Genomic DNA, 13,706 nt, shown 5'->3' with positions numbered 1-13,706 from the left:
AATCATCGGCAGAAGCGCGTGGATCTTTACTCAGCGTGCGAAGAATTAAGCGCCCGGCACAGTTTTTCCGCCGCCAGAATGCTGCGCGGGCCGGGGCGGCTCAGCCAGTCTTCTGGAATAGCGATCACTGTCGCCTTTAACTGCGGCTGCCAAAAATGCACAACCTGTGCGGCGGATTTGCTGTCGCCAGGCACCACAATCACTTCTGGATGGCGTGCCAGCACCTGCTCGCGGCTGACCTGCGGCCAGGGCGCGGCGCTGTTCGCAAAAATATTGTCGCCGCCGCACAGCGTCAGCAGCTGATTTTGTAAGGTTGCGCGCGAGGCGGTAAACAATGGCTGAAGGCCAAATTGCAGAAAGACGTTGTGACGGGGTTTGCCGGCATATTGCTTTCGCAGCGCGTCAAAGCGCGCCGCCAGCGCATCTGCCGCATGATGCGCCCGCTGGGGATCGGGGCTCCACTGCGCCAGCTGATGCAGCGAGGCAATGATGTTTTCAATCGACGCGGGATCCAGCCAGAGAACCTGAATGCCCAACGCCTGTAGCTGATCGACCTGCCGCTGCGGCGAGCCGCCACGCCACGCCAGCACCAAATCAGGTTTGAGCGCCAGAATGCGCTCCACCTTCATTCCCTGCCAGTTCGCCACCTGCTCCAGCTGTTTTGCTTCAGGCGGGTAATCTGACCAGGCGCTGACCGCCACCGGCGTAATGCCGGCGGCGAAAGCGAGTTCGGTTAAATGGGGGGCCAGCGTAATAACACGCGGTGCGGCTGCCGCCAGTGTCAGGCTGGAAAACAGCCACAGCGCCAGCAGCACCGACCAACGTTTAGCCATGCGCCAGCTGGCCGAGCAGGGTTTCCACCAACAGTGAGGACTGCTTAGCCGCAACGCTGAGGAACTCGTCAAAGCTCAGGTGCGATTCCTGATCCGCTACGTCGGAAATCGCGCGAATCACTACAAATGGCGTGGCGAACTGATGACAAACGTGACCGATAGCGGTGGCTTCCATTTCTACAGCAATCGCCTGTGGGAAGGTGGTGCGAATACGCGCCAGCGGCTCGGCGCCGTTGATAAAGGCGTCGCCGCTGACCACCAGGCCGCGCACCGCATGCAGGTTCAGCTGACTAATGCAGCGCTCGGCGGCGGTAATCAGTTTGTCGTCAGCCGGGAACGCAGCCGGGCAGCCTGCCATCTGGCCTGGCTCATAGCCAAACGCGGTAACGTCGGCATCGTGGTAGCGCACTTCGTCGGAGACCACAATATCGCCCACTTTCAGTGAAGCCGCGAGGCCACCTGCCGAACCGGTGTTAATAATAAAATCGGGGCGGCAGCGTTCCAGCAGCAGCGCGGTGCCCATCGCAGCAGAAACTTTACCGATGCCCGATTTCAGCAACGCGACTTCGACGCCATTCAGGGTGCCGGTATAAATTTCGCAGCCTGCAATAGAAAGGGTCTGACGGTTTTCGATTTTATCGCGCAGCAGTGTGACTTCCTGCTCCATTGCGCCAATAATGCCTGCTTTCATAGAGTTGCTCGCTAAGTAATTAAAGTGGAATTCCGCGTTTAAAGTGTTGCATAGTCTATCACAAGCCCGCAGCGAGGTGTTTTCAGGCAGAAACAAGGGGAAACGATGGAGAAGATTAATTTTCGGCAGCGAATCAGCTTTCAGCGGCCGTGGAACAGTCGGGAAGCACCGCAGGGCGAATATGCCATCACCCGCCATTTTGAAAGCGATCGCGGACGGATTATTAATTCCGCCGCCATTCGTCGTCTGCAACAGAAAACCCAGGTTTTTCCGCTGGAGCGCAACGCCGCCGTGCGCTCACGCCTGACCCATTCGCTGGAAGTGCAGCAAACCGGACGTTATATCGCGAAAGAGATCCTGGAAACGCTGAAAACCCGCGGCGGTCTGGAACAGTATGGTTTACAAGAGCTGTCCGGCGCCTTTGAAAGCCTGGTTGAGATGGCCTGCCTGCTTCACGATGTGGGGAATCCGCCTTTCGGTCACTTTGGCGAAGCCGCCATTAATGACTGGTTTGATGACTGTTTGCCCGCCGAGCTGGTGGACCCACTGGTTGCCGGCGTAGAGGGCGATGCGCAGCGCGCTGATTTCTATCGACTGAATGCGATGATCCGCCAGGACCTTTGCCATTTTGAGGGCAACGCGCAGGCGATTCGTCTGGTACACACGCTGCTGCAATTAAATCTGACCTATTGTCAGGTCGCCTGTATCCTGAAATATACCGCGCCCGCCTGGTGGCAGGGCGAAAAGCCCACGCAGTTCACCACATTAATGAAAAAACCGGGCTTTTATCTCTCTGAGCAACAATATATTGCCGATCTGCGGGCGGCTACGCAGCTGCAGGAGCATCACCGTTTTCCGTTAACCTGGATCATGGAAGCGGCAGATGACATTTCTTACTGTATCGCCGACCTTGATGACGCCGTGGAAAAGGCGATTTTTAACGTTGATACGCTCTATGGCTATCTGGAGAAGCTGTGGGGGCCGGTGCGCCCCGGCGACGCCTTTAGCCGCACCATCGGCTACGCCTGGCGCGAGGCGAACGGTAAAAAGATTCGCGGCCGAAGCGATCAGTTTTTTATGTCGCTGCGTGTCAGCGTCCAAAATGTGCTGGTCAGCCACGCCGTTAATCGTTTTATTGATAATCTCAGCGCGATATTTAACGGCGACTTTAATCATGCCTTGCTGGAGGATGAAGGCGAAGAGGGAAGGTTGCTGGCATTATTTAAAACCGTAGCGCGTCGCCATGTATTTAATCATTCGGAAGTTGAACAGCTGGAATTACAGGGTTATCGGGTAATAAAAGGGCTGCTGGATATTTATCAGCCGCTGCTAGAGCTTAATTATGAAGCCTTTACCACACTGATGACCGAAGATTATCTCGCCGGACATCCTATCGAAACCCGCTTATTTCATAAGCTTTCCGGCAAGCATCGACGTGCTTATCAGCAGCATATGCGTACGGTTAAAATCGAGCATAAATACCAGCGGCTGTTATGGGAGCGTTATTATCGTGCCCGTTTGATTCAGGACTATATTAGTGGAATGACCGATCTTTATGCGTGGGATGAATACCGGCGTTTAATGGCGGTTGAATAATGAGGATATAAAAGAAGTTTTGTAAAGATGAAGAATATTTTTTTACTTTTGCCAAAAAGTTACTGATGAACTTTGCGGTAAAAATTTAATCTCATCCAACACGGCCATAGTGAATGGTCAGCTTCATTGATCCAATACGAGTACAGACGAATGAAAAAAACAGCTCTTGTATTAAGCGCGTTGGCCCTTAGCCTGGGAATGGCAATGAGCCCAACGTACGTTATGGCGGCTGAAACAGCCTCCTCTTCTACTCAGCAATTACCCAGCCTGGCGCCGATGCTGGAAAAAGTGATGCCTTCGGTGGTCAGCATTAATGTTGAAGGCAGCACCACGGCAAAAACGCCGCGCCTGCCGCCGCAATTCCAACAGTTCTTTGGCGATAATTCACCGTTCTGTCAGGATGGATCACCTTTCCAGAATTCGCCAATGTGTCAGGGCGCCGCCCCTAATGGCGCTGCGCCACAGCAGAAATTCCGCGCGTTGGGTTCCGGCGTGGTGATCAATGCGGAAAAAGGTTATGTCGTTACCAATAACCATGTGGTTGATAACGCCACCAAAATCCAAGTACAGCTTAGCGATGGCCGTCGTTATGACGCCAAAGTTATTGGTAAAGATCCGCGCTCTGATATTGCGCTGATTCAGTTACAGGATTTTAAAAACCTGACCGCCATTAAAATTGCCGATTCCGACAGTTTGCGCGTTGGTGATTATACCGTCGCCATCGGCAACCCGTATGGTCTGGGCGAAACCGTGACCTCCGGCATCGTTTCCGCGCTGGGCCGCAGCGGGCTGAACGTGGAAAACTACGAAAACTTTATTCAGACTGACGCAGCGATTAACCGTGGTAACTCTGGCGGCGCGCTGGTGAACCTGAACGGCGAGCTGATCGGGATTAATACCGCGATCCTGGCACCGGATGGCGGCAATATCGGCATCGGCTTTGCAATCCCCAGCAATATGGTGAAAAACCTGACCGCGCAGATGGTGGAATATGGCCAGGTGAAACGTGGCGAGCTGGGCATTATGGGCACCGAGCTGAATTCCGAACTGGCGAAAGCGATGAAGGTGGACGCGCAGCGCGGCGCGTTTGTCAGCCAGGTAATGCCAAAATCGTCCGCCGCTAAAGCGGGCATCAAGGCGGGCGACGTAATCACCTCACTGAATAAGAAACAAATTTCCAGCTTTGCCGCCCTGCGTGCTGAAGTCGGATCGCTACCGGTCGGCACCAAGCTGGAGCTGGGCCTGCTGCGCGACGGCAAACCGATGACGGTAACGGTGGAGTTACAGCAAAGCTCTCAGGATAAGGTTGATTCTTCTACCATCTATACCGGTATTGAAGGCGCCGGATTGAGCAATGCGGTCGTTAACGGTCAGAAAGGCGTGCGCGTGGATAGCGTGAAGCCTGGCAGCGCCGCGGCACGTATCGGCCTGAAAAAAGACGATTTGATTCTGGGCGTTAACCAGCAGCCGGTTACTAACCTGGGCGAGCTGCGTAAAATCCTGGATACTAAACCTTCCGTACTGGCGCTGAATATTAAGCGCGGCGACAGCAGCATTTATCTGCTAATGCAGTAAAGCGTTACGCATAAAACGATGTAAGTTTAGCGGCCCGGCAGCCATGTTGCCGGGCCGTTTTTTTATGAGCTTTGATGATGGAAGCCGATGAGCAACGATCGCGTCGCGCTCCAGGGAAATTGCTATCCGCTGTTTGCTTATTCATCTTGTTGCTGAGTTGCTTTGTGATTCCTGCCGCAAATTTACCAGACGAGACGGTGCTTTGTGCAATTGCACAATGCTTCGTTTAGGGGACCGACGTATGCTGCTTTATCGTGCCGGAACAGGAGTAAATCATGGCTAACTATCACCTTGATGCGCGTTTGGCTCAGGATATCGTGGCGCGTACCATGAAAATTATCGACAGCAATGTCAATGTGATGGATGCGCGTGGCCGGATTATCGGCAGCGGCGATCGCGAACGCATTGGTGAACTGCACGAAGGTGCGCTGTTGGCGCTATCGCAGGCGCGCGTAGTGGATATTGACGAAGCCGTGGCGCGTCATCTGCACGGCGTCCGGCCAGGTATAAATTTACCGCTGCGTATTGCCGGTGACATTGTTGGCGTTATCGGGCTTACCGGCGATCCCGTTTCACTGCGGCAGTATGGCGAGCTGGTCTGCATGACGGCGGAAATGATGCTGGAGCAGGCGCGGCTGTTGCATATGCTGGCACAGGATAGCCGTCTGCGTGAAGAGCTGGTGCTGAACCTGATTCGCAGCGAGACCTTGTCGCCAGCGCTAATGGAATGGGCGCAGCGGTTAGGCATCGATCTGAATCAGCCGCGCGTGGTGGCGGTGGTTGAAGTGGACAGCGGGCAGCTGGGCGTCGACAGTGCGATGGCCGAGCTTCAGCAGCTACAGACGCTGTTAACCACGCCGGAGCGCGATAATCTGATCGCTATCGTCTCGCTGACGGAAATGGTGGTGCTGAAGCCAGCGCTCAATGCGCATGGTCGTTACGATCAGGATGAGCATCGTCGGCGCGTTGAACTGCTGTTAGGACGAATGAAAGAGAGCGGGCATCTGCGTATTCGCATTGCGCTGGGGAATTATTTTACCGGTGCGGGTAGTATTGCGCGTTCTTACCGTACGGCGCGTACCACCATGAGCGTAGGCAAACAGCGGATGCCGGATCAGCGCAGCTTTTTTTATCAGGATCTGGTACTGCCCGTGCTGTTGGATAGTCTGCGCGGCGGCTGGCAGGCTAATGAGCTGTCGCGTCCGCTGGCGAAGCTCAAGGCGATGGATAATAACGGGCTGCTGCGGCGTACGCTGATTGCCTGGTTCAGTAATAATGTGCAGCCTTCGGCAACGGCGCGGGCGCTGTTTATTCATCGGAATACGCTGGAGTACCGACTGAATCGTATTTCTGAGCTAACGGGGCTTAATCTGAGTCATTTTGACGATCGGCTGCTGCTGTATGTAGCGCTGCAGCTGGATGAGCAGCCTTAAGAGAATACGCCGCATCGCGGCGTATTTAAGGGGAATAAAACGTTCCGGCGCGTTGTCCGCTTATGAGCGGCTGTTGCGCGTCAGCTTATCCAGATCGGATTCAATTTCAGCGATTTTGTTGGAAACCACGCTTTCCAGATGACGCAGGTCGTCAAGGATTTTGCGTTTCAAATCGATCTCGACCTGATCGCGCTTGCAGATCTGATCCAGTTCATCAATTACATAGCGCAGGTTCGGGCTGATCTCCTGCACTTCCTTATAGCCCTGGCCAAGGCTGTCGGCCACCACGGTTTTACGCTGACGCGGATATTTGAACTTGACGCTTTTGGCAAAAAACTCGCCTTTGTCTTTACGGAAGTAAATTTTCAGAATGTCATTATTCGCTTCCTGACGCAGACTGTAGCGATCGATCTCTTCCGGGTTGGAAATGCCCAGGCTTTTTAAATTGTCATACATGGCGATGTTTCCTGTGAACGAGAAATTAGGGCGCTGCAACACCTTATTTCGACCCTGACGCTGTATGGGCATCCTGCTGAAACAGCAGAAAGGGCCTGTCATCACTGTAGACATAAACGACGACTTTCGGGACATTGCGCCGCAGAAATGGCTGACGGGAATTATCGCCTGCATAAAAAATAAACGCACCATTAATTTGCGCAGGCGCTAAAACCGGCAAATCATGGAAAAGCAGAAGCAGAAGCAGAAGCAGAAGCAGAAGCAGAAGCAGAAGCAGAAGCAGAAGCAGAAGCAGAAGCAGAAGCAGAAGCAGAAGCAGGTTTTGCCCTGCCGGAATGGCAGGGCAGGGCGTCAGGCATTATTCATCAATGGTGCGCAGCAGCTCATTGATGCCAACCTTGCCGCGGGTTTTCGCATCAACTTTCTTCACGATAACCGCGCAGTAGAGGCTGTAAGCGCCATCTTTTGACGGCAGGTTACCGGAAACCACGACAGAACCCGCCGGAACGCGACCGTAATGAATTTCGCCGGTTTCACGGTCGTAAATCTTGGTGCTTTGACCAATATAAACGCCCATGGAAATTACCGAACCTTCTTCCACAATCACGCCTTCCACGATTTCAGAACGCGCACCGATAAAGCAGTTGTCTTCGATGATAGTTGGGTTCGCCTGGAGCGGCTCCAGTACGCCGCCGATGCCAACGCCGCCGGACAGGTGGACGTTTTTACCGATTTGGGCGCAGGAACCGACGGTTGCCCAGGTATCGACCATCGAACCTTCATCAACCCAGGCGCCGATATTCACATAAGAAGGCATCAGAACGGTATTGCGGGCGATAAACGCACCCTGACGAACTGCCGCTGGCGGCACCACGCGGAAACCCTCTTTCTTAAAGCGCGCTTCATCATAAGCGGCAAATTTCATCGGCACTTTGTCGTAAAAACGGCTTTCTGCGCCTTCGATTACCTGATTGTCATTGATACGAAAAGAGAGCAGAACCGCTTTTTTCAGCCACTGGTGCGTAACCCACTGACCATCAATCTTTTCGGCTACGCGCAGGGCGCCGCTGTCCAGCAGAGAAATAACCTGCTCAACCGCTTCGCGAGTGGCGGCATCAACGCTGGCAGGCGTAATATCGGCACGGCGCTCAAACGCGCTCTCAATGACACTCTGTAACTGTTGCATTTGCATTTTCATCCTGGTTTATCGTCTTCACCGTCGGGCAACGTCGCTGCTGTCCCGATACGCTGGTGAACGACGGTGTTAAAAAAATCGGAGTCACACTTTATCGTTTGGATCCAGGGCCTCTGTCAACCGTTGTTGCAGCTTCTGCCGCAATTTGGCATTCAGCGCCCGGCGCTCGTCATCCGCAAGGATGAACAGATCTTCGACCCGTTCGCCGATGGTGCTGATGCGCGCGCCGTGTAACGAAATGCCCAAATCGGCAAAGACTTCACCTACCTGCGCCAGCAGACCGGGACGGTCGAGCGCAATCAGCTCCAGCCAGGTACGCCGCTCATTAAAAGAGGGCAGAAAGCGCACTTCCGTATCGACGTTAAAGTGTTTGAGTTTGGCTGACTGACGGCGCGTGCGCGGCGGCGTCCAGCTGGTTTGCGTAATCGCCTGGTTCAGCGCCTGAATAATCATCTGATGCCGATCCGGCGACAGCGGACTGCCGTCCGGCTCCAGCACGATAAAGGTATCCATCGCCATGCCGTCACGGCTGGTAAAGATCTGCGCGTCATGAACGCTAAGATTACGACGATCCAGCTCGCCCGCCACGGCGGCAAACAGATAAGGCCGATCAGGGCTCCAGATAAAAATCTCCGTGCCGCCGCGCGTGGCCTGCGGGCTGACCAGCACCAGCGGCTGGGTCAGATCGTGGTTCATCAGATGACGGGCGTGCCAGGCGAGCTGATTGGGCGTATGACGCAGAAAATAGTCGGCGCGGCAACGGCTCCAGATCTGATGCAGCGCCTCTTCATTAATATTATCCATCCGCAACAGCGCCAGCGCCTGCAGGCGATGATGGCGTACGCGTTCGCGCAGGTCAGGGGAGTTCTCCATTCCGCGCCGCAGCTGTTTCTCTGTGGCGAAGAAAAGCTCGCGTAACAGACTCTGTTTCCAGCTGTTCCATAAGGTTTCGTTGGTGGCGCAAATATCTGCCACCGTCAGGCAAACCAGATAACGCAGACGGTTTTCATTCTGCATCACCTCGGCAAACTGCTGGATTACGGTGGGATCCTGGATATCGCGACGCTGAGCGGTCACCGACATCAGCAGGTGGTAGCGCACCAGCCAGGCGACCAGCTGCGCCTCGCGCGAGTTCAGACCGTGCAGCTCGGCAAAGTCCAGCACATCCTGCGCGCCCAGAATCGAGTGGTCGCCGCCGCGCCCTTTGGCGATATCATGAAACAGCGCCGCCAGCAGCAGCAGCTCCGGGTGAGGCAGGCGCGGCCACAGCTCTACGCAGAGCGGATGACGCGGGCGCGTCTCCTCACTGGCGAAGCTCTCCAGCTTTTGTAAAACGCGAATCGTATGTTCATCCACCGTATAGGCATGAAACAGATCGAACTGCATCTGGCCGACAATTTTGCTCCACTGCGGCATATAAGCGGACAGCACGCTGTGGCGATGCATCGGCACCAGCGCCCGGCTAACGGCGCCCGGATGGCGCAAAATAGCGCGAAAATAGCGTCTCGCTTCCGGCAGGGTGCAGAGCGGCTGCTTTAATGTCCGGCGTGCGTGACGTAGCTGGCGCAGCGTGGAGGAGTAAATACCTTTGATGTTTTCATTACGCACCATGACCCAAAACATGCGCATAATCGCTTCTGGCTGGCGGCTAAATAGCGCATCATCACGTAAGTCGATCAGGCTGCCGCGCAGCTGGAAATCGTCATCAAGCGGCTGCGGTCTTTCGGTAACGTCCAGCGCCAGGATCGCGTCGTCAAACAGCTGGAGCAGCATCTGGTTGAGTTCGCCGATGCGCCGGGTAACGCGGAAGAAGTCTTTCATCATCTGCTCGACCGGTTCGTTACCTTCACCCTGATAATTCAGGCGTTGCGCGACCGTTAGCTGTCGATCGAACAGCAGACGATTATCGTAGCGCGGTAAAGTAAGATGCAGGGCGAAACGGATGCGCCAGAGAAATTCCTGACATTCGTTAAGTTCATTGCGTTCCGCCTCGGTGAGAAAGCCGAAGCCCACCATTTCATCCAGCGAGGTGGCGCCAAAGTGGCGGCGCGCCACCCACAGCAGCGTATGAATATCGCGCAGGCCGCCGGGGCTGCTTTTAATATCGGGCTCCAGATTATAGCTGGTGCCGTGATAGCGCTGATGGCGCTCCTGCTGTTCGCTGATTTTGGCCGCGTAAAAACGCGCGGAGGGCCAGAAGCCATCGCTGAAAATATGTTTTTGCAGTTCAAGGAACAGCGCGACGTCGCCAACCAGCATACGCGATTCAATCAGGTTGGTGGCAACAGTCAAATCGGAAAGCCCTTCCAGCAGGCACTCTTCCAGCGTGCGCACGCTGTGGCCGACCTCCAGCTTAAGATCCCAAAGTAGCGTCAGCAGTTCGCTGGCCTGCTGTGCGGCCCGATCGTCCAGCGGTTTGCGGCTAAGGATAAGCAGATCAATATCGGAAAGCGGATGCAGCTCGCCGCGCCCGTAGCCGCCGACCGCCACCAGCGCGATCTCGCTATGCGCTTCAAAACCGTAAAAGCGCCACAGACGCCGCAGCAAACCGTCAATAAACAGCGTGCGGGCATCGATCAGCGCTTCGACATCTTCTCCGGCGTCAAAGGCCGCGGCAAGGCATTGCTGGAAACGATCGAGACGCTGCTTTAACGGCTCTCGCGTCAGCTCGGTATCGTCCCAGCCTGCCGCTGAATCGACTAGGCCATTAATTACTTCATCGGTCACGCCATTGCTCATTGAGAAGTTGCTCCGCTTTCGCCATAAAAAAAGCCGACGGCGAGTCGGCTTTCGTTACATTTCGTCAGGCAGGAAGTAGCCCTCAGGCTTCGTTTACCAGCACTGCCGGAATGGTGTCATCTTTACGCAAGGTGAGAATTTCACAGCCGTTGTCGGTCACCACAATAGTATGCTCATACTGCGCGGACAAGCTGCGATCTTTGGTTTTTACCGTCCAGCCATCTTTCATGCTGCGGATGTGATAATCACCAGCGTTTACCATCGGTTCAATGGTAAAGGTCATGCCTGCCTGCAGCACCACGCCGCCGTCGTCCGCATCATAATGCAGCACCTGCGGCTCTTCATGGAAGCCTTTGCCGATGCCGTGTCCGCAATATTCACGTACCACGGAGAAGTCCTGCGCTTCGACAAACTTCTGAATTTCGCGGCCCAGAGTACGCAGGCGGATGCCCGGCTTCACCAGGCGCAGCGCCAGATAAAGGCTTTCCTGTGTAATGCGGCACAGGCGCTCGCCCTGAATGGTCGGTTTGCCGACGATGTACATTTTCGACGTGTCACCGTGATACTCATCTTTAATGACCGTGACGTCGATATTGACGATGTCGCCATCTTTTAGCAGTTTGTCGTCGCTGGGAATGCCGTGACACACCACATCATTGACCGAAATGCAGACCGATTTCGGAAAACCGTGGTAGCCGAGGCTGGCGGAGACGGCGTGCTGTGTATTAACGATATAGTCGTTGCAAATGCGATCGAGTTCGCCGGTGGAGACGCCCGGCTTCACATAAGGTTCGATCATCTCCAGCACCTCGGCGGCCAGACGTCCCGCCACGCGCATTTTTTCGATTTCTTCAGGGGTTTTAATTGAAATTGCCATGAATTTTATCCGCAGTTGTCGTCATTTTCGACAATAATAGAGCAAGTGGTGCCATGTTAGCAGGTCAGCCAGTGGGCTGCCACTGAGCGTTAACCAACGGCTGGCGGTTATTGTAATCATTACGGAAAGTGAGCAGCGGCATTAAATGCGCTGAGAAACGACGCGAACTATTATTGGCGTCAAATAGTGCTTTATGGTATAAAGCGCGCCGACGATTCCATGTAAGGCCGAAAGCCCTGCTGGAATCGCATAAATCTCCCGTGTAAATAACACACACATATCGGCACATGCGCCGGGGTGCCTTTCGAGGTCGGTCGCATGGGATATGTGGAGGCCCAACCCCAACTTTATCTACAGAGGTAATCATGGCAACTGTTTCCATGCGCGACATGCTCAAGGCTGGTGTTCACTTCGGTCACCAGACCCGTTACTGGAACCCGAAAATGAAGCCGTTCATCTTCGGTGCGCGTAACAAAGTTCACATCATCAACCTTGAGAAAACGGTACCGATGTTCAACGACGCTCTGGCGGAACTGAACAAAATCGCTTCCCGTAAAGGTAAGATCCTGTTTGTCGGTACTAAGCGCGCTGCCAGCGAAGCAATCAAAGAGTCTGCTCTGAGCTGCGACCAGTTCTTCGTAAACCACCGCTGGCTGGGTGGTATGCTGACTAACTGGAAAACTGTTCGTCAGTCCATCAAGCGTCTGAAAGATCTGGAAACTCAGTCTCAGGACGGCACTTTCGACAAACTGACCAAGAAAGAGGCGCTGATGCGCACTCGTGAACTGGCTAAGCTGGAAAACAGCCTGGGCGGTATCAAAGACATGGGCGGTCTGCCGGATGCACTGTTTGTGATCGATGCTGACCACGAACACATCGCAATCAAAGAAGCAAACAACCTGGGTATCCCGGTATTTGCTATCGTTGATACCAACTCCGATCCGGATGGCGTTGATTTCGTTATCCCGGGTAACGACGATGCGATCCGTGCTGTAAGCCTGTACCTGACTGCTGTAGCGACCACCATCCGTGAAGGCCGTTCTCAGGATCTGGCTGAGCAGGCAGAAGAAGCTTCTTTAGAGAACGCTTAATAAGGTTTGCTCTGTACAGAGCCCTTATCATTCAGATGTGATCTGTAAGGGGCCGCTTGTGGCCCCTTTATTTTTTTAACCGCAGCCGGTCAGGCGGTGCCGAATCTGGCTGCGAAGCACTCCTGCGAACAGGGCTGTGGGTCCGCTGAAGGTTAAGCGGGCAAGCAGGCTGGTCGCCCTGGCAAAGCCGTGGCGGCTGTTTCCCGCACCAGCGGGAGAACCGCAGGCAACAGACAACTGAGGAAGAGAGAATGGCTGATATTACCGCTGCTCTGGTAAAAGAACTGCGCGAGCGTACTGGCGCTGGCATGATGGAATGTAAAAAAGCGCTGGTTGAAGCGAATGGCGACATCGAGCTGGCGATTGACAACATGCGTAAGTCTGGTCAGGCGAAAGCAGCGAAGAAATCTGGTCGCGTTGCTGCTGAAGGTGTGATCCTGGCTGAAGTTGCTGGCAACACCGGCGTGATCGTTGAGCTGAACTGCGAAACTGACTTCGTTGCTAAAGATGCTGGCTTCCTGGCATTTGGTAAAGAAGTTATCGCTGCCGCGACCGCTGAGCGTATCGCTGACATCGACGTGCTGAAAGCGAAATTCGAAGATCAGCGTACTGCGCTGGTGGCGAAAATCGGTGAAAACATCAACATCCGTCGTGTTGCTATCCTGGAAGGCGACGTGATTGGTTCTTACCTGCACGGCGCACGTATCGGCGTTCTGGTTTCTGCTACCGGCGCTGACGAAGAGCTGGTTAAGCACGTTGCGATGCACGTTGCGGCGAGCAAGCCTGAATACGTGAAACCGGAAGACGTACCGGCTGACGTGGTTGAGCGCGAGCATCAGATCCAGCTGGACATCGCTATGCAGTCTGGCAAACCGCGCGAAATCGCGGAGAAAATGGTTCAGGGTCGTATGAACAAGTTCACCGGTGAAGTTTCTCTGACCGGTCAGCAGTTCGTGATGGATCCGAGCAAAACCGTTGGTCAGCTGCTGAAAGAGAAAAACGCTGACGTGGTTAACTTCATCCGCTTCGAAGTGGGCGAAGGCATTGAGAAAGTTGAAAGCGACTTCGCTGCAGAAGTTGCGGCCATGTCCAAGCAGTCTTAATGGTCCCAAAAGAACCGCCAATCGGCGGTTCTTTTTTGTCTGAGATCTTCAGCATTTTTCAGTCTCATCCCAATAGCAATCCTTACCCGCTAAGCGGATGATAGATCGGATTTAACT

General features: G+C 54.4%; 11 protein-coding genes. 5 read left to right on the top strand and 6 right to left on the bottom strand.

All coding sequences use genetic code 11. The annotated features are described in order from the left end of the window. Positions 1-26: 26 nt before the first annotated feature. Positions 27-833, bottom strand: a complete 807-nt coding sequence (btuF, locus tag P3C52_RS06880) for a vitamin B12 ABC transporter substrate-binding protein BtuF (protein WP_275554423.1) — start codon at positions 831-833, stop codon at positions 27-29. After that, the gene (gene mtnN, locus P3C52_RS06875; protein ID WP_275554422.1) at positions 826-1,524 is read right to left on the bottom strand and encodes a 5'-methylthioadenosine/S-adenosylhomocysteine nucleosidase; all 699 of its coding nucleotides are present in this window, start codon (positions 1,522-1,524) and stop codon (positions 826-828) included. Before mtnN ends, btuF begins: the two co-directional genes overlap by 8 nt. Positions 1,525-1,629: 105 nt before the next feature. Here mtnN and dgt point away from each other — a divergent pair, with 105 nt between their 5' ends. The 3 genes from dgt (at position 1,630) to P3C52_RS06860 (ending at position 6,128) form a co-directional block, all read left to right on the top strand. Then, positions 1,630-3,120, top strand: a complete 1,491-nt coding sequence (gene dgt, locus P3C52_RS06870) for a dGTPase (RefSeq protein WP_275554421.1) — start codon at positions 1,630-1,632, stop codon at positions 3,118-3,120. 150 nt (positions 3,121-3,270) lie between these two features. Beyond that, on the top strand, positions 3,271-4,695 hold the full coding sequence (gene degP, locus P3C52_RS06865) for a serine endoprotease DegP (protein WP_275554420.1): 1,425 nt from the start codon (positions 3,271-3,273) through the stop codon (positions 4,693-4,695). A gap of 275 nt (positions 4,696-4,970) precedes the next feature. After that, entirely contained in the window at positions 4,971-6,128 is a 1,158-nt protein-coding gene (locus P3C52_RS06860) for a CdaR family transcriptional regulator (protein ID WP_275554419.1), read from the top strand. Between the two features lie 60 nt (positions 6,129-6,188). On the opposite strand, the gene P3C52_RS06855 is transcribed toward P3C52_RS06860, so the two are convergent. The 4 genes from P3C52_RS06855 to map all read right to left on the bottom strand — a co-directional run bounded on the left by P3C52_RS06855 (position 6,189) and on the right by map (position 11,395). After that, positions 6,189-6,584 (bottom strand): DUF3461 family protein, encoded by a 396-nt coding sequence (locus P3C52_RS06855; RefSeq protein WP_275554418.1) that lies wholly within the window; start codon positions 6,582-6,584, stop codon positions 6,189-6,191. A gap of 358 nt (positions 6,585-6,942) precedes the next feature. After that, positions 6,943-7,770: a 2,3,4,5-tetrahydropyridine-2,6-dicarboxylate N-succinyltransferase gene (gene dapD, locus P3C52_RS06850; RefSeq protein ID WP_275554417.1), complete on the bottom strand. Its 828-nt coding sequence runs from the start codon at positions 7,768-7,770 to the stop codon at positions 6,943-6,945. Between the two features lie 93 nt (positions 7,771-7,863). Continuing rightward, positions 7,864-10,518, bottom strand: coding sequence for a bifunctional uridylyltransferase/uridylyl-removing protein GlnD (glnD, locus tag P3C52_RS06845; protein WP_275554416.1), 2,655 nt, complete (start codon positions 10,516-10,518; stop codon positions 7,864-7,866). 82 nt (positions 10,519-10,600) lie between these two features. Then, positions 10,601-11,395: a type I methionyl aminopeptidase gene (gene map, locus P3C52_RS06840; protein WP_275554415.1), complete on the bottom strand. Its 795-nt coding sequence runs from the start codon at positions 11,393-11,395 to the stop codon at positions 10,601-10,603. A 365-nt stretch (positions 11,396-11,760) separates the two neighbouring features. Between map and rpsB the strand changes: the two genes are divergently transcribed. Both rpsB and tsf read left to right on the top strand, forming a co-directional pair. Next, on the top strand, positions 11,761-12,486 hold the full coding sequence (rpsB, locus tag P3C52_RS06835) for a 30S ribosomal protein S2 (RefSeq protein ID WP_275554414.1): 726 nt from the start codon (positions 11,761-11,763) through the stop codon (positions 12,484-12,486). A gap of 251 nt (positions 12,487-12,737) precedes the next feature. Further along, positions 12,738-13,589: a translation elongation factor Ts gene (gene tsf, locus P3C52_RS06830; RefSeq protein WP_275554413.1), complete on the top strand. Its 852-nt coding sequence runs from the start codon at positions 12,738-12,740 to the stop codon at positions 13,587-13,589. Positions 13,590-13,706 lie beyond the last annotated feature (117 nt).

The sequence above is a fragment of the Mixta sp. Marseille-Q2659 genome, from assembly GCF_940807255.1.
Taxonomy (GTDB): domain Bacteria; phylum Pseudomonadota; class Gammaproteobacteria; order Enterobacterales; family Enterobacteriaceae; genus Mixta.
The sequence above is the reverse complement of the archived record's forward strand: the minus strand, read 5'-3'. Positions and strand labels throughout refer to the sequence as shown.